The organism is Staphylococcus agnetis, from assembly GCF_002901865.1.
GTDB lineage: Bacteria > Bacillota > Bacilli > Staphylococcales > Staphylococcaceae > Staphylococcus > Staphylococcus agnetis.
Window position 1 is genome coordinate 1 of sequence record NZ_PPQF01000074.1, and the last position, 23,429, is coordinate 23,429.

At 35.0% G+C, this 23,429-nt stretch carries 24 protein-coding genes; 19 read left to right on the plus strand and 5 right to left on the minus strand.

Translation table 11 applies throughout. The features are described 5' to 3' along the window. Positions 1–119: 119 nt before the first annotated feature. Positions 120–1,160 (minus strand): proline dehydrogenase family protein, encoded by a 1,041-nt coding sequence (locus tag CD172_RS10380; RefSeq protein WP_103346304.1) that lies wholly within the window; start codon positions 1,158–1,160, stop codon positions 120–122. A 534-nt stretch (positions 1,161–1,694) separates the two neighbouring features. On the opposite strand from CD172_RS10380, the gene CD172_RS10385 reads away from it, so the two are divergent. The 4 genes from CD172_RS10385 (at position 1,695) to CD172_RS10400 (ending at position 4,619) form a co-directional block, all read left to right on the plus strand. Further along, a complete protein-coding gene (locus CD172_RS10385; RefSeq protein ID WP_060551286.1) occupies positions 1,695–2,027 on the plus strand; it encodes a hypothetical protein in 333 nt (110 codons plus the stop codon). A gap of 135 nt (positions 2,028–2,162) precedes the next feature. Beyond that, entirely contained in the window at positions 2,163–2,984 is an 822-nt protein-coding gene (locus tag CD172_RS10390) for an alpha/beta fold hydrolase (protein ID WP_060551285.1), read from the plus strand. 128 nt (positions 2,985–3,112) lie between these two features. Next, complete coding sequence (locus tag CD172_RS10395) at positions 3,113–4,066, plus strand: L-lactate dehydrogenase (protein WP_037565589.1); 954 nt, start codon at positions 3,113–3,115, stop codon at positions 4,064–4,066. A gap of 142 nt (positions 4,067–4,208) precedes the next feature. Beyond that, positions 4,209–4,619 (plus strand): transcriptional regulator, SarA/Rot family, encoded by a 411-nt coding sequence (locus tag CD172_RS10400; RefSeq protein WP_060551284.1) that lies wholly within the window; start codon positions 4,209–4,211, stop codon positions 4,617–4,619. A gap of 97 nt (positions 4,620–4,716) precedes the next feature. Here CD172_RS10400 and mnmM read toward each other — a convergent pair whose 3' ends face one another. Continuing rightward, positions 4,717–5,280, minus strand: coding sequence for a tRNA 5-(aminomethyl)-2-thiouridylate-methyltransferase MnmM (gene mnmM, locus CD172_RS10405; protein ID WP_103346305.1), 564 nt, complete (start codon positions 5,278–5,280; stop codon positions 4,717–4,719). Then, the gene (mnmL, locus tag CD172_RS10410; protein ID WP_060551282.1) at positions 5,277–6,236 is read right to left on the minus strand and encodes a tRNA modification radical SAM protein MnmL/YtqA; all 960 of its coding nucleotides are present in this window, start codon (positions 6,234–6,236) and stop codon (positions 5,277–5,279) included. The genes mnmM and mnmL overlap by 4 nt, the downstream gene beginning before the upstream one ends. Positions 6,237–6,347: 111 nt before the next feature. Here mnmL and CD172_RS10415 point away from each other — a divergent pair, with 111 nt between their 5' ends. The 3 genes from CD172_RS10415 (at position 6,348) to CD172_RS10425 (ending at position 10,635) form a co-directional block, all read left to right on the plus strand. Next, positions 6,348–7,529, plus strand: a complete 1,182-nt coding sequence (locus CD172_RS10415) for an MDR family MFS transporter (protein ID WP_060551281.1) — start codon at positions 6,348–6,350, stop codon at positions 7,527–7,529. Positions 7,530–7,889: 360 nt separating this feature from the next. Continuing rightward, positions 7,890–10,301, plus strand: a complete 2,412-nt coding sequence (gene leuS / locus CD172_RS10420; RefSeq protein WP_060551280.1) for a leucine--tRNA ligase — start codon at positions 7,890–7,892, stop codon at positions 10,299–10,301. 22 nt (positions 10,302–10,323) lie between these two features. Continuing rightward, positions 10,324–10,635, plus strand: a complete 312-nt coding sequence (locus CD172_RS10425) for a rhodanese-like domain-containing protein (protein ID WP_037565581.1) — start codon at positions 10,324–10,326, stop codon at positions 10,633–10,635. Between the two features lie 42 nt (positions 10,636–10,677). On the opposite strand, the gene CD172_RS10430 is transcribed toward CD172_RS10425, so the two are convergent. Then, positions 10,678–11,940 carry a BaiN/RdsA family NAD(P)/FAD-dependent oxidoreductase gene (locus CD172_RS10430; RefSeq protein WP_103346306.1) on the minus strand — a complete coding sequence of 421 codons (1,263 nt, stop codon included), beginning with the start codon at positions 11,938–11,940 and terminating at the stop codon, positions 10,678–10,680. Positions 11,941–12,056: 116 nt separating this feature from the next. Between CD172_RS10430 and CD172_RS10435 the strand changes: the two genes are divergently transcribed. The 8 genes from CD172_RS10435 to CD172_RS10470 all read left to right on the plus strand — a co-directional run bounded on the left by CD172_RS10435 (position 12,057) and on the right by CD172_RS10470 (position 19,966). After that, positions 12,057–13,697, plus strand: coding sequence for a putative polysaccharide biosynthesis protein (locus tag CD172_RS10435; protein ID WP_103346307.1), 1,641 nt, complete (start codon positions 12,057–12,059; stop codon positions 13,695–13,697). After that, complete coding sequence (locus CD172_RS10440) at positions 13,697–14,404, plus strand: pseudouridine synthase (RefSeq protein WP_103346308.1); 708 nt, start codon at positions 13,697–13,699, stop codon at positions 14,402–14,404. Before CD172_RS10435 ends, CD172_RS10440 begins: the two co-directional genes overlap by 1 nt. A gap of 71 nt (positions 14,405–14,475) precedes the next feature. Further along, the gene (locus CD172_RS10445; RefSeq protein ID WP_060551276.1) at positions 14,476–14,895 is read left to right on the plus strand and encodes a YtxH domain-containing protein; all 420 of its coding nucleotides are present in this window, start codon (positions 14,476–14,478) and stop codon (positions 14,893–14,895) included. A gap of 184 nt (positions 14,896–15,079) precedes the next feature. Further along, positions 15,080–16,489 (plus strand): dipeptidase PepV, encoded by a 1,410-nt coding sequence (gene pepV / locus CD172_RS10450; protein WP_103346309.1) that lies wholly within the window; start codon positions 15,080–15,082, stop codon positions 16,487–16,489. A gap of 1 nt (position 16,490) precedes the next feature. Continuing rightward, positions 16,491–17,339 (plus strand): D-amino-acid transaminase, encoded by an 849-nt coding sequence (gene dat / locus CD172_RS10455; protein WP_103346310.1) that lies wholly within the window; start codon positions 16,491–16,493, stop codon positions 17,337–17,339. Between the two features lie 228 nt (positions 17,340–17,567). After that, a complete protein-coding gene (locus CD172_RS10460) occupies positions 17,568–18,359 on the plus strand; it encodes a phosphotransferase family protein (RefSeq protein ID WP_103346311.1) in 792 nt (263 codons plus the stop codon). Positions 18,360–18,373: 14 nt separating this feature from the next. After that, positions 18,374–19,039, plus strand: a complete 666-nt coding sequence (trmB, locus tag CD172_RS10465; protein ID WP_103346312.1) for a tRNA (guanosine(46)-N7)-methyltransferase TrmB — start codon at positions 18,374–18,376, stop codon at positions 19,037–19,039. Between the two features lie 99 nt (positions 19,040–19,138). After that, the gene (locus CD172_RS10470) at positions 19,139–19,966 is read left to right on the plus strand and encodes a YtnP family quorum-quenching lactonase (RefSeq protein WP_103346313.1); all 828 of its coding nucleotides are present in this window, start codon (positions 19,139–19,141) and stop codon (positions 19,964–19,966) included. A gap of 67 nt (positions 19,967–20,033) precedes the next feature. Here CD172_RS10470 and CD172_RS10475 read toward each other — a convergent pair whose 3' ends face one another. Continuing rightward, the gene (locus CD172_RS10475) at positions 20,034–20,360 is read right to left on the minus strand and encodes a hypothetical protein (protein WP_103346314.1); all 327 of its coding nucleotides are present in this window, start codon (positions 20,358–20,360) and stop codon (positions 20,034–20,036) included. Positions 20,361–20,453: 93 nt separating this feature from the next. Here CD172_RS10475 and CD172_RS10480 point away from each other — a divergent pair, with 93 nt between their 5' ends. The 4 genes from CD172_RS10480 (at position 20,454) to ytpR (ending at position 23,416) form a co-directional block, all read left to right on the plus strand. Beyond that, the gene (locus CD172_RS10480; RefSeq protein WP_103346315.1) at positions 20,454–21,524 is read left to right on the plus strand and encodes a M42 family metallopeptidase; all 1,071 of its coding nucleotides are present in this window, start codon (positions 20,454–20,456) and stop codon (positions 21,522–21,524) included. Positions 21,525–21,538: 14 nt separating this feature from the next. Then, positions 21,539–21,847: a thioredoxin family protein gene (locus CD172_RS10485; protein WP_103346316.1), complete on the plus strand. Its 309-nt coding sequence runs from the start codon at positions 21,539–21,541 to the stop codon at positions 21,845–21,847. A 92-nt stretch (positions 21,848–21,939) separates the two neighbouring features. Beyond that, on the plus strand, positions 21,940–22,800 hold the full coding sequence (locus tag CD172_RS10490) for a DUF1444 domain-containing protein (protein WP_060551267.1): 861 nt from the start codon (positions 21,940–21,942) through the stop codon (positions 22,798–22,800). Positions 22,801–22,816: 16 nt separating this feature from the next. Beyond that, entirely contained in the window at positions 22,817–23,416 is a 600-nt protein-coding gene (gene ytpR / locus CD172_RS10495) for a YtpR family tRNA-binding protein (RefSeq protein WP_103346317.1), read from the plus strand. Positions 23,417–23,429 lie beyond the last annotated feature (13 nt).

Below are 23,429 nucleotides of genomic sequence, written 5' to 3' on the forward strand. Positions count from 1 at the left end.
GTTGGCTGATCTTTTCAGTGCCCTTACAAGGGCTGGTCAGTAACAGAGGCTTTCAGCCGCAGAACAAACCACCCGTTCACACGGGTGGTTTTGATTTGAGGTTAGGTTATCCTTATATTTTATAAAGTTTTAATACAACGTTGATGTTGTGATTTTGTTTCATTTTGTTTGTTACATTTTGATTTTTTTCGAGTAAGACCTAATATTGTTCCTACAACTGCTGCACCACCTAAAACTGCAAGCGTTTTTGGCTTAACAAATTCTTTAAAAGCAAGGGTTAAATTTTGTGGACGTTCCGCAAGTCTTCTCATAAAATAACCAAACCAGTCATCGCCATATGGGACATAAATTGTAAAATGATATCCCTCTTTTGCAATTTGCTCAGCCAGTTCGGTTCTGAAACCGTAAAGCATTTGGAATTCAAATTTAGATTTATCAATATGGTGTTCTTCAGCAAAAGCTTTAACATGATTAATAATATTATGGTCATGTGTTGCAATAGAAGTGAAGTTTTTAGCTTGTAATAAACGTTTTTCGATTAATCGTATGTAATTTTGATCGATTTCATCTTTTGTTTGATAAGCAATATGTGGTGATTCTTTATAAGCGCCTTTCACTAAGCGTAAGCGCAAATCAGGATATTTATCTAATAGAACATCAGCCTTAAATAAATAAGCTTGTATTACTGTTCCTACATTGGTAAATTCGCTTTTTAAGCGATCTAAAGTTTGAGTGACATCAAATAAGCTATCATATTTTTCAGTATCGAAATTAATGTGCATATTATTATAAGACTTTGCAGTATTAACAATTTCGTATACATTGTCATAGGCTAAAGCACGATCGAATTCAATGCCTAGTTGACTTAACTTAATCGACATATGTGCGTCAAGATTATTTTCATGAAGGACTTTCATCACTTCTAAAATTTCATTTTTGGCATCTATCGCTTCTTGGCGGTTATGAACAAATTCTCCAAGGATGTCTACCGTACCAGCGATGTTTTTTTCATTTAACCGTTTGATTGTTCTAACAATATCAGGTAATTGGTTTCCAGCTACAACTTTATTGGCCCCAAGAGAAGGTCCTACTTTTTTAGCAGTCGTATTTAAAAATGTATTGTTAGATAATGCGATAAAAAAATTCTTAACTAAACCCATGTTTATTCCTCCCCATGTCTTTGCATTGCTATTAGTGATAGTGTATCACGATTATATAGAGGAAGAAAACGGTTTCAGCTAAAAGTTTTTAGAATTTAATGAAAAAAGACATCTTTAAAGACATCTTAGCTTCATTTACCAAACCATTATCGCCAATAAGAAAATGGGTTAGGGAATGCGTATAAGGGTAGCACAAAAACTCGAGATGCTATTAGTATTATGATTGTGTGAGTTGCATGTTGGCATCTATAGGTTCCGCTAAGGCTGCTGAAAGTATAGGGAGGTTAAAAATAATGAAAAAACTAAGCATACATTTTAGCAAAAATTTCATTTATTAACTCCTTTATAGTTCGACTTACTTGAACCATATCACAATGCTTTTAATGTCTTGCGAAAATATTGTAAAGGTTCGTTAAAGTTTTCTGTTTGTTAAATTCATGTAAATATTACACTTATAAACTTAACGATATCTTTAAAAATAATTCGCATTAGCCATGTTAAAATAGTATTAAGCATAATTAAGGGAGTTTTGAAATGTTTAGAGATTTAGTATTTTACACATTAGGAACTGAGCTAGATACGTTTTTTCAATATTTCATATTTGAACTTATATTATTAACACTCGTTGGATTAGCGATAGTCTTGATTACAAAAAAATTATGGATGGCCATAGCTATAATTGTTGCATTAAATCTTGTTGATGCGGCAATAGTAGGGAACTTCAATGCGACGCAAGGACAAGGCACTTTAATAGGACAATTTTTCTTAATGATAGTTGCTAAATTCTTCCCTACATTTTATGAGGTATTATTAGTTGTGTTAATTTCGCGTATTCCATTTTTAAGACGCAAATTTAAGTTGGCATAAAATTGAATGAATCATGGTCACGTACGTTTAAGGTCAATCATAGACTTGAACGTACGTTTTGTATTTGATGGCGCATTTTGGCAAGAATTGATAAGATGAAAATAAAGATTTCTGAAACAGGAAGGAACAAATCGTATGTGGAAATGGGAAACAGAAAATGAAGCAAAAGGTGTCGTCGTTATAATACATAATATGCTAGAACATACTGGACGCTACGCTTATGTAATCACGCATTTACGTCGTAATGGATATCATGTCATTATGGGTGATTTGCCTGGACAAGGACAAAGTTCTCGCACAAAAAAAGGGCAAATTGAACATTTTGATGTGTACCAAGAACGTGTGTTAGAATGGGTCCAAATTGCTGAAGAATATCATTTGCCAACTTTTATTATTGGAGTAGGATTGGGCGGTCTTATAGCGGTCAATGTACTAGAAAAATTTGAATTGCATTTAGAGGGGCTTGTCTTACTTTCTCCATTATTTGCATTTCATCAAACCAATCAAACGAGAAAACATATGGTAACGTCACATATTGGTGATGTGTCTAAAAGCGCTAAATTTGAGTTAGGATTTAATATTGAAACTTTAACGACTAATCCAGAAGTTCAAGAAGAAACAGCTAAAGATGCCCTAATGCTCAAAAAAGTGAGCTACCATTGGTATAAACAAGTCGTTCAGGCGATGAAAAAAACACTAGACCATTTGAATCAGCTACCCAAAATGCCTCTATGTGTAATGTATGGTACGCATGATACGTTGTCGGATGTAACCGTTACACAACAGGTAATACGTCAATGTATGTGTGATGAAATGTACTACAAAGCATGGCCTGAGATGGTACATGAAATCCATAATGAACCAGAGCGTGAAGCTGTGATGCGTTATGTATTAAGTTTTTTAAATAATCGGGTATATGCTGCGGGTTTTGTTGTTGAAGATCAAGAAACGTTATAAGTGACATGCTTATGACAATCATATGTAAAATATTGCATGCAAATAGAATTCGTGGTAAATTAATAATGTGAAAAATATCACATAAAACATAATTGATTAAAGGACTTCGTAGATAGGAGCGTGTCAGTATGTCAAAAAAAGGTAACAAAGTTGTTTTAGTAGGTAATGGTGCAGTAGGTGCTAGTTACGCATTTACTATGGTAAGTCAAGGTGTGGCAGATGAATTGCTCATCATTGATATTAATGAAGATAAAGTACGTGGTGACGTACTTGATTTAAACCATGGTGCACCTTATGCGATGTCTCCAGTAAAAGTAAAAGCAGGTAAATATGAGGATTGTGGCGATGCAGATTTAATCGTAATTTGTGCAGGGGCACCTCAAAAAGTTGGAGAAACGCGTCTTGATTTAGTTGAAAAAAATGCAAAGATATATAAAGGTATTATTACTTCTATTATGGACAGTGGTTTTGATGGCATCTTCTTAATTGCAGCGAACCCTGTAGATATTTTAACGTATGTAACTTTAAAATATTCTGGTTTACCTAAACATAAAGTTATTGGTTCAGGTACGATTTTAGATACAGCACGTTTCAAACATCTTTTAAGTGAGGCATTTGATGTAGCACCTTCAAGTGTACATGCTAATATTATTGGTGAACATGGTGACTCTGAAGTACCGGTATGGTCTAGTGCAACAATTGCAGGCGTATCATTATATGATGAATTGAAAAAAGATCCAGAAAAAAGTCATCTCATTGAAGACATTTATGTTCAAACACGTGATGCTGCGTATGACATTATTAAAGCAAAAGGTGCGACATATTATGGTGTTGCAATGGGATTAATGCATATTTCTAAAGCGATTTTACGCAATCAAAATGTTGTTTTAACTGTTTCAAGTTATCTTGAAGGTGAATACGGTCATGAAGGCGTATATACAGGTGTACCTACACTAATCAATGGTGAAGGTGCTGTGAAAATTATTGAAACACCTTTAAATGATGATGAAAAAGAAAAATTCGCGAAATCGTGTAAAGTGTTAAAAGACATGCAAGATTCTATTGAATATTTATTCGAATAATGCTTTAGTGAATATTAAATAATAAGGACATAAGTTCATAGTTTGATGAATTCATATGATTAAGCTTTTCATGATTAGGGTACACATATCATAATGAATAATGTATCAATTATAAAGGATAATCTATAATGGAGGCTTAATCATGGTAAAAAAATCAAAATATGATGTAAGTGATATCGTTCTTTTGGATAATCTACAAAAGCAAGTTGAAGCTATCTTTGATGAAATTGATAAGCAATTTGATTTATCAAAAGAAGAATTTCTGATTCTACTCACATTGTGGGATAAAGGTTCAATGACGCTCAAAGACATGGACAAATACGTTAAAGTAAAAGCTTATAAACGAACAAGAACGTTTAACAATTTAGTAGAAAAGAAATGGATTGTTAAAGAACGCCCTTCAGATGATGAACGCACTGTGATTATCCACTTTAATGAGAACAAAGCACAAAATAAACAAGAATTAATTGATTTCACATGTTCTGCCATTGAAAAACGACAAGACAATTTGACAAATCAACTTCATTCCATAATAAATGGATGCGAATTATAACCCGTAGTATGCGGAAACGGAAAATACGTATCTCATAGTAAAGAATTCGCATGAGTTTGTGTTAACTTAAAAGAATTAACGGAAGTGAGACCTAATCTCACTTCCGTTTTTCTATACCTATAATGTAAGGTGGATGATTTTGTTGATTGATAAATTCATATTTAATAACGTGTGCGATGGTTTGATCTAATTGTTCAAAGTAAGCATTTAAGTGCTTGCTTTCTTCAAAACCTTCAGGATGTCCTGGGTAGATGGCGAAAACAATGATGCCCTCTGGACGCAACTGTTTGAATATGCTTTCAAATGCTTTAATAGTAGTTGTTGCATGTGTAACGATGGTTTTATCTCCTTTAGGTAAATAGCCTAAATTGAATAACGCTGCGCTAACTTTATGTTGATGGGATGTCTCCATATGCTCAGTGATAAGTTCATGACCAGTATGAATGACGGAAACGTTTGAATATGATGACACTCTTTGACGCGTATTTTCAATTGCTTGAGGTTGTATATCGCATGCATAAACATGTCCTTCCGGAACACATTGTGCTAGAAACTCTGTATCATAGCCATTGCCACATGTACCATCTATGACGACACTGTCTTCTTGGACATGTGACATAATTAATGACTTTGCAAAGGGTAAGACACGTGGAACTATCATCTAATAACCTTCCCTTTAGCTTTAAACTTTTGACCTTGCACAGTATTTCTACGTTCTAATTCAGCGTCAATTTCATTTAAAACTTCCCATTTATTTACACTCCACATCGGACCTACCATTAAATCAATAGGACCATCACCTGTAATTCGGTGTACAATCATAGACGGTGGTATAATTTCTAGTTGATCGCAAACTAAGTTAATATATTCTTCTTTAGTCATAAATTGTAAGTGTCCTTTTTCATATTGTTTTACCATCGGTGTGCCTTTTAATAAATGAAGTAAATGTATTTTGATACCTTGAACATCCATATGCGAAACGACGCGTGCGGTTTCCATCATCATGTCATAATTTTCACCAGGTAAGCCATTTATAATATGACTGCATACATTAATATTGTGCTGTCTCAGCTTTTTAACACCTTCTTCATAACACGCCATGTCATGTGCACGATTGATAAGGTCTGAGGTTTCTTGATGAACGGTTTGAAGACCAAGTTCGACCCACAAATAGGTGCGTTTGTTAAGTTCAGCTAAATATTCCACAACATCATCAGGTAAACAATCTGGACGCGTTCCAATCGAAAGCCCAACTACACCTTCTTCATTTAATGCAGCTTCAAATTTTTCGCGTAAAACATGTACGGGTGCATGCGTATTTGTAAAAGCTTGAAAATAGGCAATATATTGACCCTCATGCCACTTTTCATGCATCTGGTCTTTGACTTTTTGGAATTGAACATGAATTGCATCAGCACGATTTCCAGCAAAATCACCACTCCCAGCGGCTGAACAAAATGTACATCCCCCATGTGCAACGGTACCATCTCGGTTAGGGCAATCAAAACCACCATCTAATGCGACCTTGAAAATTTTTTGACCAAAGTGTTGCTTAAGGTGATAATTTAGCGTATGATACCTTTTGTTTTCAAAAGCGTAGGGAAAGTATTTACCCATTTGGTGAAACTTCCTTTCTATATACAATGTATTTCAAGATTTTAACATATTTTACGTTGGACGTGTTATAGTGAAAAAATAAAGACAAAGAAATAAAGAGGTGTCGCACATATGAAAATGCCGAAAGAAATATGGTGGCTTGTGATAGGGATGGCTATTAATATCACAGGTGCCAGTTTTTTATGGCCATTAAATACAATCTATATGAATGAAGTTTTAGGGAAGTCTTTAAGTACTGCGGGGATTGTATTAATGGTAAATGCTTTTGGTATGGTCGCTGGTAATTTAATAGGGGGTTCATTATTTGATCGTTTAGGTGGATACAAAACGATTATGCTAGGGACGTGGATAAGTTTATTCGCAACTGCTGGATTGAACTTTTTTCATGGGTGGCCATGGTATGCGCTGTGGTTGATTATTTTAGGATTTGGTGGTGGCATGATTATTCCTGCAATTTATGCAATGGCTGGTGCTGTATGGCCGCGTGGTGGTCGTCAAACATTTAACGCGATATATTTAGCACAAAATATAGGCGTTGCTGTAGGCGCTGCGTTAAGTGGATTTGTAGCTGAACTAAGTTTTAATTATATCTTTTTAGCGAATCTCATGATGTACGTAATATTTTTTGTTGTAGCCATGTTTAACTTTAAAATGGAATATCATGCGACCGTTAAAACTGCGGAAACGCTAGAGGGTATGACGCATGTGCAAAATAAAAAACATTTCAATGCATTAATTTTACTATGTGTCATGTTTGCAATCTGTTGGATAGCTTACGTACAGTGGCAAACGACAATAGCTTCATTCACTCAAGAAATTGGAATTTCAATGAGTCAGTATAGCTTATTGTGGACAATTAATGGTTTGCTTATTCTGTTAGGGCAACCTTTAATCTCACCTATTATTCATATTCTTAAAGGTCAGCTTAAAAAGCAACTTTATGTGGGCGTATGCGTATTTATTATTTCATTTTTTGTCACTAGCTTTGCGCAAAGTTTTACAATGTTTATTGTCGGAATGGTGATATTAACATTTGCTGAAATGTTTGTGTGGCCAGCAGTACCTACAATTGCAAATACCTTGTCTCCTAAAGGTAGAGAAGGCGTGTATCAAGGGATAGTTAACTCTGCATCTACTGTTGGCAAAGCTTTTGGACCATTAATTGGTGGTATACTCGTAGATGTATTTAATATGCAAGTGATGTTTTTATTTATGATAGGCTTGTTAATGATTTCTATTGGTTTTATCTCTATATTTGATAGACGTATTGACAAGAAAATGTTATACCGTTAAGTATCGTTATTAGCTTGCATAATCGTAATAAATTTCATATGATAGTATTAAATCATATGAGAAGCACGTCTCAACAAGTTATTGTATCTTGCTTCGATGAACACAAGGATTTGTTTTACGCTAATAAAATAAATCAAGGAGTAGTAATTCATTGGTATTTCTACAGAGAGTTAGTGGTGCTGAAAACTAACGTTATACGATGAATGAACTTGCCGTATATCAAATATAATTTAATGACATCTCAATCCATTATGTAATGAAGCGCACACAAGTGAACGAGGGTGGTACCGCGGTGAAAATCGTCCCTTTTTTATAAAAACATAATTGGTTGAGGTGTTTTTTTAATCAGGAGGAATTGTCGTGAATTTTAATCATCAAGAAATTGAGAAAAAGTGGCAGAACTATTGGCTCGAAAATAAAACATTTAAAACTGAAGATCATTTAGGTCAAAAGAAATTTTATGCACTTGACATGTTTCCATATCCATCAGGCGCAGGTTTACATGTAGGTCATCCGGAAGGGTATACGGCTACAGATATTATTTCTAGATATAAACGTATGCAAGGGTACAATGTTTTGCATCCAATGGGATGGGACGCATTTGGCTTACCAGCTGAACAATACGCATTAGATACAGGTAACAGTCCTGCAGAATTTACAAAAAGAAATATTCAAACATTTAAACGTCAAATTCAAGAACTAGGTTTTAGTTATGACTGGGATCGTGAAGTTAGCACAACGGACCCCGATTACTATAAATGGACACAATGGATTTTCATTCAATTATATAAAAAAGGTTTAGCTTATATTGATGAGATTCCAGTAAACTGGTGTGAAGCATTAGGCACGGTTTTATCAAATGAAGAGGTTGTAGATGGCGTGTCAGAACGCGGTGGACACCCGGTTGTTCGTCGTCCTATGAAACAATGGGTTTTAAAAATTACTGCTTATGCAGATCGACTATTAGAAGATTTAGAAACGTTAGATTGGCCAGAATCAATCAAAGACATGCAACGTAATTGGATAGGTCGTTCTGAGGGAGCTAAAGTCTCATTTAAAGTTGAGCAAAGTGAAGACAAGATTGACGTCTTTACAACACGCCCAGACACTATTTACGGAGCAACATTTTTAGTACTTAGTCCTGAGCATACATTAGTAAATCAAATTACTACGCCAGAACATCTTGATACAATAACACGATATCAACAAGAAGCGGCTAAAAAATCAGATTTAGAACGTACGGATTTGGCTAAAGAAAAAACAGGTGTATTTACTGGTGCTTATGCACTTCACCCTTTATCAGGCGAGCGTATACCAATTTGGATTGCTGATTATGTATTATCGACTTATGGTACAGGTGCTGTTATGGCTGTTCCAGGTCATGATGAACGTGATTTTGAATTTGCGCAAACGTTTGATTTACCTGTCAAATATGTTATCGAAGGTGAACTAACGAATGGTGTTTATAGTGGCGACGGTAGCCACGTTCATTCGAATGAATTAAATGGTTTAAATAATAAAGATGCAATGTCAAAAGCGATCGCATTGTTAGAAGCTAAAGGTTTAGGTGAGAAAAAAGTTAACTATAAATTACGTGACTGGTTGTTCAGCCGCCAACGATACTGGGGTGAACCAATTCCAATAATTCATTGGGAAGATGGTTCTATCACAACGGTTCCTGAAAGCGAATTACCATTACTTCTTCCTAAAACGGATGAAATTAAACCATCTGGTACTGGTGAATCTCCTTTAGCGAATATCGAATCGTTTGTCAATGTGGTCGACCCTGAGACAGGTATGAAAGGTCGACGTGAAACGAATACGATGCCACAATGGGCAGGTAGCTGTTGGTACTACTTACGTTATATTGACCCTAAAAATGACCAAATGTTAGCAGACCCTGAAAAATTAAAACATTGGCTACCTGTTGATTTGTATATCGGTGGCGTAGAACATGCAGTGTTACACTTATTATATGCTCGTTTTTGGCATAAAGTGCTTTATGATATTGGTGTTGTACCTACAAAAGAACCTTTCCAAAAATTATTCAATCAAGGGATGATTCTTGGTGAAGGTAATGAAAAAATGAGTAAATCAAAAGGAAATGTTGTAAATCCTGATGACATCGTTGCATCACATGGCGCTGACACGTTACGTTTATATGAAATGTTTATGGGTCCATTAGACGCATCTATTGCTTGGAGCGAAAATGGGCTTGATGGTTCAAGACGATTTTTAGATCGTATTTGGCGTTTACTGGTAACTGATCAACATCAATTGAGCGCAAAAGTAGTGAATGAAGAGACGCCTGAATTACAAAAATCGTATCATCAAACTGTGAAAAAAGTGACAGAAGACTTTGAAACGTTGAATTTTAATACAGCGATCAGTCAATTAATGGTATTTATCAATGATTGTTATAAGGCTGACAAAATAAATAAATCTTATATTGAAGGATTTGTTAAAATGTTAGCGCCAATTGCGCCTCATTTAGGTGAAGAATTGTGGTCAATTTTAGGGCATGAAAGTACCATCACATATCAACCTTGGCCAAGTTATGATGAGCAATTACTTGAAGGTGATATGGTTGAAATTGTTGTCCAAGTCAACGGTAAAGTTCGTGCTAAATTAGAAATTTCTAAAAATGCAACAAAAGAAGAAATGGAACAAATAGCACTTGATAATGAAAACATAAAAGGTGCGATAGAGGGTAAAGAGATTAAGAAAGTGATTGCGGTTCCTCAAAAACTTGTCAATATTGTAGCGAAATAGATAGATGAAAGGATGTTCAGAAATGAAAGAAATAACGACTGACGAGTTAAAATCTTTACTATTAAGCCATGATGTTGTGAACGTAATTGATGTGCGTGAAGACGAAGAAGTAACTATGGGAATGATTCCCAATGCGAAACATATCCCTATGAACGACATTCCAAACCACATCAACGATTTTAATAATGAAGAAACGTATTATATTGTTTGTGCTGGTGGTGTGCGTAGTGCGAAGGTAGCAGAATATTTGCTCGATCATCATATCGATGCGGTTAATATTGAAGGCGGTATGAAAGCATGGGGTAGTGAAGGATTAGAATTTAAACGTATTTAATATTAAAGACGTGGGAATCAATGCGATTCACCACGTCTTTTATTAAATCGTATGATAGCCGGCATAATACCCTGCGACATAACCGGTTACAAGTGCACTCGTAATGTTATAGCCACCTGTATACCCATGGATGTCTAATACTTCTCCGCAAAAGAAGAGGCCGGGTGTCAATTTTGACGCCATAGTAGCAGGTACAATTTCTTTAATGGATACACCGCCGCCAGTAACAAAGGCTTTGTCAATTGAAAGTGTCCCGTTGACTTTAAAAGTAAAGTTTTTTAACAGATGGACCAATTGATTCAACTGTTGTGATGTTAAATGATGATAGGTCGTATCTAGTTGAATATCAGCTTGTGATAACATGAAATTCAAGTATCGTTCTTCGATTAAGCCATGTAAACTATTCTTTATAATTTTATCCGGTGCTGATTGGAGTAATGCCTTAACTTTTTCTCTAAGTTCAGCTTCATTCATTTCCGGAAAAACATCAAGGTGCATGTCAATTAAAGGTTGTTTTTGTTGTTTTTGTTCGTAGTAAACAAATTGACTACATCTTAATGCAGCCGGACCGCTAATACCAAAATGTGTAAAAATCATATCCATTTGATGTGTAATGCGTTTTTTTCCATTTTTCTTAAGTACGGATAATGCAACGTTTTTCAAGCTCAATCCTTTAAGTGTCTCTGCTTTAATAAATGATGCGCTAGATTTAATAGGCACTTCAGTAGGGAAAAGATCCGTAATTGTGTGATGGAACATTTTTGCAAATCGATAGCCATCACCAGTTGATCCCGTCTGAGGAACACTAGTGCCGCCTGTTGCAATAATTAATGATTTGGCGAGGTAAGTACGTTGATCGTCTGTAACGACTTCGAATAATTGTTGATCGTTTTTTGAAGTTGAAACCACCGTTGTTTCTTCTTTAATTTCAACACGTTGTTGTTTTAGTGTAGTGACAAGCGCTTGTAACACATCTTCAGATTTGTTGCTAGCAGGGAACATTCTACCATGGTCTTCTTCCTTTAATGGAACGCCTTTAGATTCAAAAAAGGTGATAATTGACTCATTATCAAAAATGGAAAAAGGACTATATAAAAATTTCCCATTTCCTGGAATATGTTTAATAATTTCATTATAAGGTAGGCGATTTGTAACGTTACAACGTCCGCCGCCAGATATTTTTAATTTACGACCGAGACCTTTTTTCTTTTCTAATAATAATACGCGTTGTCCTTGTTCGCTTGCTGAAATAGCTGCCATTAAGCCACTTGGGCCACCGCCAATGACAATAGTTTGGTAACACATAGTATGAATTCTCCTTGTTCTTGATATAACGATTTTAACATAATACGTTTACGTGTATAATAACCATATTGTGTTATAATTTATTTTTGAAATTAGTACGTTAGGTAGGTTGAACTATGAGTGAAAATAAAGAATTAGTCAGAGGGACCTTTCTTCTAACAGTAAGCATACTTATCACTAAAATTTTAGGAATCATTTACATTATTCCTTTCTACAAAATTATAGGTGGCGCTGATAATTTAGCACCTTTTAACTATGCTTACGGTCCTTATAATATTGCGATTGCAGTAGCTACTGCAGGGGTTCCTCTTGCTGCATCGAAATATGTTGCCAAATATAATACGATTGGTGCATATCGTGTAAGTCAAAAATTATATAAATCAAGTTTTATTGTAATGAGTATTACAGGTGTTTTAGGGTTTATTATTTTATATTTGCTGTCTCCAACAATTGCATCTATTACAATCGCTAACAATACAAATGATGCTGATGGTTGGACAGTGGCAGAAATCACTTCAATTATTCGTACAATTAGTTTTGTGGTTATTTTTATTCCGTTACTTGCGACTTGGAGAGGGGTATTTCAAGGATATAAATCAATGGGACCTACTGCACTCTCAGAAGTAACTGAACAAATCGCACGAATTCTCTTTATATTAATTGGAAGTTATATTGTTTTAAATGTCGCGCAAGGGTCAGTTCTATTTGCAAATGGCATCGCAACCTTTGGAGCTGCAATTGGGGCCATCGCGGGATTATTAACGCTTTGGTGGTATTGGATTAAACGACGTCCTCATATTCAAAAGATGGTAGAATCTGATACAACGGGCATTGATGTCTCTTACGGTAAAATGTATAAAGAAATTATCTCTTATAGTATTCCGTTTGTTATCGTTAGCTTGAATTTCCCGTTATTTATAATTGTGGATCAGCTTACACATAATAATGCGTTAAGTATGGCTGGATTTGCACCACGACTACAAGATATGTTCTTTACGATGTTAAATATGACGACGAATAAAATTGTGATGATACCCACATCGTTAGCTGCTGGTTTTGCCATTAGTTTAATCCCTTACATTACAAAAACCTATGAATCTGGGGACTATATAGAAATGCATAAGCAAATTCGTACGTCATTAGGTGTATTAATGTTTATTACCGTCCCTGCAAGTTTAGGTATCATGGCGTTAGCGACACCCCTTTATACCGTTTTTTATGAGTTCAGTTATGACGGCAGTAGATTATTGTTTTATTATGCACCTGCTGCGATATTAATTTCCTTACTCAGCGTGACAGCTTCTATGTTACAAGGGATTGATAAGCAAAAGCTCACTGTATTTATTGTAGTTGGCTCTGTCATTATTAAGTTCGTATTAAATACACCGCTCATCTTTTTAATGCATACTGCTGGTGCGATATTGAGTACATGCCTTGCATTAACGTTTGCGATAGTTTGTAACTTAATCGTGCTGAAGAAATATGCTAAGTTCAAATTTGAAGACACTATTTTCGACGTATGTCGAATACTATTAGTAGGATTTATGATGATGATCGGTGTTGAAATCACATATTTCATACTTCAATTATTTATTTCACCAGCGTCTCAAATCGGTGCATTATTGATTACAACTATGTGTGTGATTGTCGGTGGATTGATATATGGTTCTATAACGATGCGTACACGATTAGCGGATAAGTTTTTAGGTGAATTACCAAATAAAATACGCCGTAAGTTAGGATTGAGCTTTTTATAATGAGAATCGATAAATTTTTATCTCAAATGGGAATAGGTACACGTACTGAAGTCAAAGCGTTGATAAAAAAAGGATTTGTCCAACAAAATGACCAAGTCATAAAGTCAGCTAAAATAAAAATTAATCCACATACAGATGTCATTAAAGTACACGATGAGGTGATACATTATGAACCCTATGTTTATATCATGTTGCATAAACCTCAAAATGTAATTTCAGCAACTGAGGATGACGACCATGTAACGGTTATTGATTTAATTAAAGAGTACGCACATTTAGATTTATTTCCTGTTGGTCGTTTAGATAAAGATACTGAAGGACTATTACTAATTACAAACGATGGCCAATTTAATCATAAATTGATGAATCCCAATCAACATGTACTGAAAACCTACTTTGTAAAAACTAAATTTCCGATTCAGCAAAAGGATGTTGAGGTGTTTAAAAAAGGCGTTACGTTAAAAGAAGGGGTATTAAAACCTGCAACCCTTGAAATTTTAAATCCTTTTGAAGCGTTAATAACGATTTCAGAAGGAAAATTTCATCAAATTAAGCGTATGTTTCATAGTGTGGATAATGAAGTGATCTATCTCAAACGTGTAAGAATAGCAAACTTGTTTTTAGATGAATCTTTAGAGCCTGGCGGATATAGAAAATTAACTTTAAGTGATTTCGAAGCTTTAGGATTAAAAGATAAATCCATCTAAAAATGTATTTTAAATGTTTGATATCGTTAGAGGTGGGTATGGTATAGTTAGAATTTAAAGAGGTGATTAAAATGGCGAAGTCAACTAATTTACTAAGAGCAATCATCGGTATCGGTGGTGCAGCATTAGCGGTTGTGTTATCAAAAAAGCAAAATCGCGATGTATTGAAACAAGAAATTGATAAATATAAAGAAGATCCTGAAAGCTATAAACAAAATGCGCGTGAAAAAGTTACGCAAGTCAGTTCTTTAGCTACTGAAGAATTTAACAAAGTTAAAGCAGATCCGAAAGCTTATATGAATGAAGCAAAGCAAGACCCTAAAGCATTTTTTAATCAAAAAAAGGATCAGTTTTCTCAAAGTGGTTACGTTTCTCATGATAGTAAAAGAGAAGCGGCATTTGATGACGAAGGTGGCGGTGACCCTTCTAACAATTTGCGTGTCGTGACTGAAGAAGATTTAAAATCTAATAAAAATAACGGCTCTCATTAATCATTTAACCTACAACTAGGACGCATATAGATGTCCTAGTTTTTTTACGTCTTTTTTTAATATCGTAAGTGTCGCTAACGATATTGTTTTCAGAAAAATTAAAATAATATTAGGGGTTCTACTGTTGTTTATAACTTAAATCATGTAAAATAGGACTCATAATACATAAAAGGAAGATGATCACATGTGGAGAGATAAAGTACGTGAATATGAATCAGAAATCGTAGAAGATTTAAAGGGATTACTTGCTATTAAATCTGTACGTGATGATGCGCATGCAACGGATGAAGCGCCTGTGGGACCTGGTCCAAGGGAAGCATTAGATTATATGTATAGCTTAGCTGAACGTGACGGCTTTACAACATTTGATGTAGATCACATTGCAGGGCGCATCGAAGTAGGTAAAGGTGATGATTTATTTGGTATTTTAGGACATGTGGATGTCGTACCTGCTGGAGATGGGTGGGCATCTGATCCATTTGAACCTGTTGTTACTGAAGATAAAATTATTGCTAGAGGGACATTAGATGATAAAGGTCCTACAATTGCTGCTTATTATGCAGTTAAAATTTTAAACGATATGAAAGTGGATTGGAAAAAACGCATTCATATCATTTTAGGCACAGATGAAGAATCCGATTGGTTATGTACAGAACGTTATTTTAAAACTGAAGAAATGCCGACAATAGGAATTGCACCTGATGCGGAATTCCCACTTATCCATGGTGAAAAAGGAATAACTACGTTTGATATTCAACAAACTCAACTTTCGTCTGATGATGATGAACCTGAAGTGGAGTTATTAAGTTTTATATCTGGCGAGCGCTATAATATGGTACCAGATTATGCTGAAGCAAACTTGTTGGTAAAAGAAAATATGACGGACTGTATTCAACAATTTGAAGCATATCTTTCACAGCATCATTTAAAAGGTAATCATGAAGTAGATAGTGGCGTATTAAAACTTACAATGGAAGGTAAAGCTGTACATGGAATGGATCCTTCAATTGGTATTAATGCGGGCTTGCATTTAATACATTTTATCAATTCGTTAACATTAGACCTCAATGCAAAAAATTGGGCTAGTTTTAGTGACCGTTATTTATATGAATCTCATTTTGGAGAAAAAATGGGAATGCGTTTCCACACAGAGGCAATGGGCAGTCTAACAACTAATATTGGTGTAATTCAATATACTAAGGCCTCTGGTGGACAATTTGGAATTAATTTAAGATATCCTGAAGGTTTTGATTTCGAGGTAGCCATTCATAAATTTGAGAACGAAATCGCGCAACAAGGATTTTCAATCAATGTTGGAAAGATACAAACACCACACTTTGTGGATCCTAAAGATCCATTTGTTCAAAAATTATTAACAGCATATCGCAATCAAACTGGCGACTTACGTGAATCCTTCACGATTGGTGGAGGGACTTATGCACGAAACCTTGAAAAAGGTGTGGCATTTGGTGCGATGTTTGAAGACTCAGAGGATTTAATGCATCAAAAAAATGAATACATTACTAAGAAACAACTATTTAACGCTACAAGTATCTATTTAGAAGCAATTTATTCAATTTGCGTAGAGGGATAATATGACAAAAGTTTTATTAAATGAATCATTCGTTGATGAGCAAGATGCTAAAGTTGCTTACAATGATCGCGGTTACAATTTTGGCGATGGCATTTATGAATATGTACGCATATATGATGGCAAATTATTTACAGCAAAAGAACATTTTGAACGTCTATTAAGAAGTGCAAGTGAAATCGGTTTAGATTTAAATCACACTGTAGCATCACTTACAACACTTGTACGAGAGTTTGCTCAAGTGAATAAGGTCACAAATGGTGGGGTATATATACAAGTAACACGGGGTGCAGCACCACGAGACCATGCTTTTCCTACGCCAAGTGTTGAACCTGTCTTAACTGGCTTTGTAAAATCATATGATCGTCCTTTCAAAGCTTTAGATGAGGGCGTAGGTGTAGTAACAACGGAAGATATTCGCTGGTTAAGATGCGACATTAAAAGCTTAAATCTTTTAGGTAACGTACTAGCGAAAGAATACGCTACAAAATACAATGCCGAAGAGGCCATTCAACATCGTGGTGATATTGTCACTGAAGGCGCGTCAAGTAACGTTTATGCTATTAAAGATGGTGTCGTTCATACGCATCCAGCAAACAACTTTATTTTAAATGGGATTACGCGTCGAGTAATTCAATGGGTATGTGAAGATGAAAACATTGAGTTTAATGAAGCACCTTTTACAGTGGATTTCTTAAAATCAGCAGATGAAGTAATCATATCTAGTACATCAGTTGAAGTGATGCCTGTCGTTTTAATTGACGGTGAATCGGTGGCTGATGGCAAAGTAGGTCCAATCACACGTACTTTACAAAAAGGATTTGAAAAATATATCCATTCACATTCCGAATAATGTGTTAATATAAGATTACTTAATGAATTGAACATTAACATTTAAAAATAGAAAAAAGTGACCTTTAGTGTCTCATTTTTGGTTGAAAAAAGTGGCTAATAATTATAAAATCTTTTATGAGTGCTAATTAAAAATTGGAACGTTGAAGTAGTAAATAATTGTTATTAATATGGCTCTTGAATTTCTTTTCTAGAGCCTTTTCTCTTTTGAAAGTGAGGTGAACGTGTTGTGGAGCAGTTCTATCAACTAGGTTGGACGCTCGATTCAGCTGGCGGCGCATCAGGTGAAGCTTATATGGCGGAACAAGATGGACAGAAATTATTTTTAAAACGTAATTCTAACCCTTTTATTGCAGCATTGTCTGCAGAAGGGATTGTGCCGAAGCTTGTATGGACGAAAAGAATAGAAACTGGTGAAGTTGTGACTGCACAACATTGGAAAAATGGCCGAGAGCTTGAAGCTGATGAAATGAATCAACACCGCGTTGCCCACTTACTGAAGAAAATTCATCAATCACGTCCACTTTTAACGATGTTAAAGCGCATGGAAATGACACCGATTACACCTGATATCATGTTACATAAAATCAATGCGTCGTTATCTAGCGATGTATTAACGCATCATATCATTCGACATGCGTTAAGTTATTTAGAATCTCATGTACCAGAATACGATCCTAGATTTTATACGGTCGTTCACGGTGATGTTGATCATAATAACTGGCTGCTTTCTGATAAAGATGAACTCTTTTTAGTTGACTGGGAAGGTGCTATGATAGCTGACCCAGCAATTGACATAGGTATGCTGTTATACAATTACGTTCCAAAAAATGAATGGTCTTCTTGGTTCGAAATTTATGATGTTAAAGAAACGATGAATTTAAAAAAACGAATGAAATGGTATACTGTGATTCAATCTATTGGAATGGTGCAATGGAATGAAGAACATAAACGTTTTAAAGATATGAATACATGGCTCAAATTTTTGCATGCTGTGATGAAGAGCGATGTGTTTATTTAAGGAGATAAAGAATCATGAGAATGCGAAATAAACCTTGGGCCGAAACTTACTTAAGAGAGCATGCAAATATTGTGGATTTAGATTGTGTACATAAGCATCAAGTGACGCAATGGTTTGATAAAGAACAACCGATTCATATAGAAGTTGGATCAGGTATGGGTAAATACATCACTTCATTAGCAGCAAAGCACCCTCACATTAATTATATTGCCATTGAGCGTGATAAAAATGTAATGATTCGTGTATTAGATAAAGTGCGTGAACTTAATCTTACAAATATCAAATTATTATGTAATGATGCGGTAGTGTTAACCGATTATTTTAAACCTAATGAAATCAATAGAATTTATTTAAATTTCTCTGATCCTTGGCCTAAAACGAGACATGCGAAACGTCGTTTAACAAATCATCGCTTTTTGTCAATATATAAACAAATTTTAAATCAAGATGGTGCTATACACTTTAAGACGGATAATCGTGGATTATATGCCTACAGTTTAGAAAGCATGTCGCAATTTGGAATGTATTTTACAAAAATCAATTTACATTTACATCAAGAAGATGATGGTGAGAATATCACAACTGAATATGAACACAAGTTTTCAGAAAAAGGATCACGAATTTACCGTATGGAAGCTAAATTTCATCACAATTTTTCTGAATTTGTAAATCAAGACTAAGATTTTATGACATGATTTATAAACTTAAACGTGAGATACTGTAATCAAATAAACATGATTTGATTCGTGTCTCACTTTTTTATTTAAGGAGAGAGTTTAATGAAAATTGGATCGTTTGAAATTAATGCTTTAGATGGTGGTCATACACAAATGGATGGAGGCGCTATTTTTGGTGTCGTGCCTAAACCATTATGGACAAAAAAATATCCCGTGAATGATAAAAATCAAGTCCCACTTGTGACGCATCCTATTTTAATTCGTACTGGAGATAAAAATATTATTATTGATTCTGGCATTGGTAGTGGCAAACTAACTGAAAAGCAACACCGTAATTACGGCGTTCGAAATGAAAGTCAACTTGAAACTGATTTAGCTAAGTATCAATTAACCGTTGAGGATATAGATTTAGTATTGATGACACATATGCACTTTGATCATGCGACGGGTCTTACGGATTCTAACGGTAATGCGACATTCCCTAATGCCTGGCATTATGTGCAACAAGATGAATGGCATGAATTTATCAGTCCTAACATAAGAAGTCAAGCTACGTATTGGCCTCAAAATAGGGGAGGTTATGAATCTAAATTGATTTTGTTTGAAAATCAGATAGAACCTTACCCTGGTATTACTATGAAGCATACAGGTGGACATAGTTTTGGGCATTGTATTATTGAAATTCATAGTGACAGCGAACATGCTGTTCATATGGCGGATATTTTGTCAACTTCTGCTCATATTAATTCATTATGGGTAACCGCATATGATGATTATCCAATGCAGTCTATACGTGAAAAAGAACGATTGACGCGCCAATATGCCGCACAAGGGTATTGGATACTGTTTTATCATGATGTATCAAACTTTGCGATTAAACTTTCTGAGGATGGTAAAAAGGTTCAAGAAGTAATCAAAAGAAATGAATAAATTAAAATCGCGTTAGTAAAGAAGACATCGTTTTTAAAAGATGTCACACTCTACTAACGCGATTATTTTAAGTCGTTTGATTTTCAGTAATATCTAATATTTCTCCAGTCTTAGCATTTGCATAAAACGTATAGTGATGTGTCACATCATTTCGTGTCGTCGTAATGCCACCCTTATAGGCTGAATAAGTATCTAATTCCTTTTGAAATTGAACGACTTCATATAAAATATAAGAACCTGTAACATTATTAAAGTATTGTTTAACGGATTCTAATACATCATGAGGTGGCTGGTTGCGATCACGTTCAAGATGAAGAACATAAAAATAGCTTCCAGCTAACAATGTGCCAATCGCAATTGGTATCAGTAATGGCCAATTTTTTCTGTTTAACATTGCGATCTCCTCCTTGAAAGACTTAGCTACAGTTTACCATAATTTAAGTGATATACTGTAATAAAGTGAATTATTTTTAAAGGAGTGAAAGGCATGAACGAAAAAACGCTGGAGCGTATTAAATCATTAACTGAAATGCATGGTGCTCCCAACTTTGAGACACCTGTGCGTCATTACTTAGAACATGAAATGCGTCCATATGTCGATACATTTGTGAGAGATAAAATGGGTGGCATATATGGTGTGAAAAAGAGTCAGCAATCTAATGCACCAAAAGTGATGGTAGCAGCACATATGGATGAAATTGGTTTTATGATTACTGAAGTTACCAAACAAGGTTTTATTAAGTTTACACCTTTAGGTGGCGTGGCAAGTGATATTTGGCAAGGTCAACGTTTAAAAATTAAAACCGGTGAAGGCGATGAAATTACTGGGGTAGTCGCTAATATTCCAAAACATTTTCAAACGGGTAAAGAAAGTACACCTAAAATTGAAGATTTATTACTCGACATAGGAGCTGAAGATGCGTCAGAGGTATATGCGCGGGGGATTGCGATAGGTGATTCAATTGTTCCGGATACCGAATTATTGCAATTATCACAATATCGATACGCTGCCAAAGCTTGGGACAATCGTTACGGCTGTGTATTAGCCATCGAAATACTCGAAGCACTTCATGATGTTCAATTAGATTTTGACTTGTATGTGGGCGCAAATGTCCAAGAAGAAGTGGGCTTACGTGGTGCGGAAGCTACAACACAATTAATTCAACCAGATGTTGCTTTCGTGGTTGATTGTTCCCCGGCTAATGATATGAAAGGGAAGTCAGGTCTTTCAGGTGAGTTAGGTGCGGGGGCATTATTACGAATTAAAGATGGTACGATGTTATTGAAACCCGCGTTCAAATCATATTTATTAGATGTAGCAAACAAGCACAGTGTGTCATATCAACACTATATCTCTCCAGGAGGTACTGATGGCGGTGTCATACATAAAGCGTTAACAGGTGTTCCAACTGCAGTGATTGGTGTATGTGCTCGTTATATTCATAGTACAGATGCTGTATTTGATATAAGAGATTATGAGAATGCTAAAAATTGGTTGTATTATGCAATTCAACAACTAGACGATAAGGTCATTCATCAATTACAATATGAGGACTAAAGGAGGTATAAGTTATGAAATCGATTCAGAATGAAACGGAATATCAACAATATGCCCAATCACAAACAGTATTTATGTTCACAGCTGGTTGGTGTCCGGATTGTCGTGTCATTGAACCAGATTTACCTAAACTGGAATCAAAATATCAAAATTTCAATTTTATTGCGGTCGATCGAGATGCGCATATTGACTTAGCGATAAAAGAAGGCGTTATGGGTATCCCAAGTTTTATAATGTATAAAGATGGGAAGCGCGTAGGAGATTATATTGGTAAAGAAAGAAAATCAATAGAACAAATTGATGGATTTTTATCACAATTTTAATGACTTTTTCGCCCTTAGGACATGGTTTTTCTCTAGTCCTGAGGGTATTTTTATTGTAAACTAATATAAGGCATGTATTTAGGAGTGAAAACATGAATGTCTTTAAAATGAGAGATACTATAAAATCACGATTAACGCATTTAGATGTGAATTATCAATTCAATCGTGATCAAGAATCACTAAGAATTTATCGTGTAGACAATCACAAAGGAGTTACTGTAAAATTATCTCCTATTGTAGCTAAATACAATAAAGGTCAAGCGCAAATCATTGATGAAATCATATATTATGTAGAAGAAACGATACATCAAATGGAAGATGAAGCGCATAAAACGTTAAATGAGAAAAGAATTATGCCAGTCATTCGTGCAACGAGTTTTCCTACCAAAACTAAAGAAGGTCATGCATTTATTACCGAACCGCATACGGCGGAAACAAGAATTTATTATGCATTAGATTTAGGTAAATCGTATCGATTGATTGATGATGCATTAATGAGTGAATTACAATTGACACAACAACAACTTAAAGAGATGGCATTATTTAATGTGCGTAAACTGAGTAATTCGTATAAAGCGGATGAAGTTCAAGGTAATATATTTTATTTTATTAACACAAATGATGGTTACGATGCTAGTCGGATTTTAAACGCAACTTTATTATCTGAGTTTGAACAACGCATGGAAGGCGAAATGTTAGTCGCAGTACCTCATCAAGATGTGTTAATTATTGCAGATATAAGAAATAAAACTGGCTATGATATTATGGCACATATGACGATGGAATTTTTCACTAATGGTCTAGTTCCTATTACGTCATTGTCATTAAGTTATCAAAATGGCCGTTTTGAACCTATATTTATTTTAGGTAAAAATAATAAACAAAAATCGAATGCATCACCAAATGTCATTCAACATTTAGGTGCATCCCAAGATCAAAAGAACCGCAAATAAGGAGTAGATGAAGAACATGAATTTATTTTATAATCCCAAAGGTGTTGGCAATGTAGCCTTTTTACAAATTGAAACGGTAGATGGGCCTTTTGAATATGAAAAAATCAACGATGTTATATTGATTAAAAAAGACAATAACGTTGTTGGATTAAATATTTTTAATGCAGATCAACATCTTACTATTGAGGGAAATGGACATATTACATTCAGTGAAGCTCATGCGACAGATATTCAAAAATTGTTAGATCAGTCAAATATTAACTTTAAATTAGAAGCTGATTTTTCACCTAAATTTGTTGTAGGTTATGTTCAATCTAAAGAAAAGCATCCTGATGCGGATAAATTAAGTGTGTGTCACATTGATGTAGGTGATGAAACATTACAAATCGTTTGTGGTGCACCAAATATTGAAGCAGGACAAAAAGTAGTTGTAGCCAAAGTGGGCGCAGTAATGCCGAGTGGCATGTTAATCAAAGATGCCGAATTAAGAGGTGTTGCTTCAAGTGGTATGGTGTGCTCAATGAAGGAACTCAATTTGCCAAATGCACCTCAAGAAAAAGGTATTATGGTTTTAGATGATAGTTATAAAACAGGTCAATCATTTTTTAATGCATAAAAGGAGGGCGTAT

Bases quoted from the DNA above. Each gene is read 5' to 3' on its own strand.
- CD172_RS10380 (WP_103346304.1), bottom strand. From the start codon at position 1,160: ATGGGTTTAGTTAAGAATTTTTTTATCGCATTATCTAACAATACATTT.
- CD172_RS10385 (WP_060551286.1), top strand. From the start codon at position 1,695: ATGTTTAGAGATTTAGTATTTTACACATTAGGAACTGAGCTAGATACG.
- CD172_RS10390 (WP_060551285.1), top strand. From the start codon at position 2,163: ATGTGGAAATGGGAAACAGAAAATGAAGCAAAAGGTGTCGTCGTTATA.
- CD172_RS10395 (WP_037565589.1), top strand. From the start codon at position 3,113: ATGTCAAAAAAAGGTAACAAAGTTGTTTTAGTAGGTAATGGTGCAGTA.
- CD172_RS10400 (WP_060551284.1), top strand. From the start codon at position 4,209: ATGGTAAAAAAATCAAAATATGATGTAAGTGATATCGTTCTTTTGGAT.
- mnmM (WP_103346305.1), bottom strand. From the start codon at position 5,280: ATGATAGTTCCACGTGTCTTACCCTTTGCAAAGTCATTAATTATGTCA.
- mnmL (WP_060551282.1), bottom strand. From the start codon at position 6,236: ATGGGTAAATACTTTCCCTACGCTTTTGAAAACAAAAGGTATCATACG.
- CD172_RS10415 (WP_060551281.1), top strand. From the start codon at position 6,348: ATGAAAATGCCGAAAGAAATATGGTGGCTTGTGATAGGGATGGCTATT.
- CD172_RS10425 (WP_037565581.1), top strand. From the start codon at position 10,324: ATGAAAGAAATAACGACTGACGAGTTAAAATCTTTACTATTAAGCCAT.
- CD172_RS10430 (WP_103346306.1), bottom strand. From the start codon at position 11,940: ATGTGTTACCAAACTATTGTCATTGGCGGTGGCCCAAGTGGCTTAATG.
- CD172_RS10435 (WP_103346307.1), top strand. From the start codon at position 12,057: ATGAGTGAAAATAAAGAATTAGTCAGAGGGACCTTTCTTCTAACAGTA.
- CD172_RS10440 (WP_103346308.1), top strand. From the start codon at position 13,697: ATGAGAATCGATAAATTTTTATCTCAAATGGGAATAGGTACACGTACT.
- CD172_RS10445 (WP_060551276.1), top strand. From the start codon at position 14,476: ATGGCGAAGTCAACTAATTTACTAAGAGCAATCATCGGTATCGGTGGT.
- pepV (WP_103346309.1), top strand. From the start codon at position 15,080: ATGTGGAGAGATAAAGTACGTGAATATGAATCAGAAATCGTAGAAGAT.
- dat (WP_103346310.1), top strand. From the start codon at position 16,491: ATGACAAAAGTTTTATTAAATGAATCATTCGTTGATGAGCAAGATGCT.
- trmB (WP_103346312.1), top strand. From the start codon at position 18,374: ATGAGAATGCGAAATAAACCTTGGGCCGAAACTTACTTAAGAGAGCAT.
- CD172_RS10470 (WP_103346313.1), top strand. From the start codon at position 19,139: ATGAAAATTGGATCGTTTGAAATTAATGCTTTAGATGGTGGTCATACA.
- CD172_RS10475 (WP_103346314.1), bottom strand. From the start codon at position 20,360: ATGTTAAACAGAAAAAATTGGCCATTACTGATACCAATTGCGATTGGC.
- CD172_RS10480 (WP_103346315.1), top strand. From the start codon at position 20,454: ATGAACGAAAAAACGCTGGAGCGTATTAAATCATTAACTGAAATGCAT.
- CD172_RS10485 (WP_103346316.1), top strand. From the start codon at position 21,539: ATGAAATCGATTCAGAATGAAACGGAATATCAACAATATGCCCAATCA.
- CD172_RS10490 (WP_060551267.1), top strand. From the start codon at position 21,940: ATGAATGTCTTTAAAATGAGAGATACTATAAAATCACGATTAACGCAT.
- ytpR (WP_103346317.1), top strand. From the start codon at position 22,817: ATGAATTTATTTTATAATCCCAAAGGTGTTGGCAATGTAGCCTTTTTA.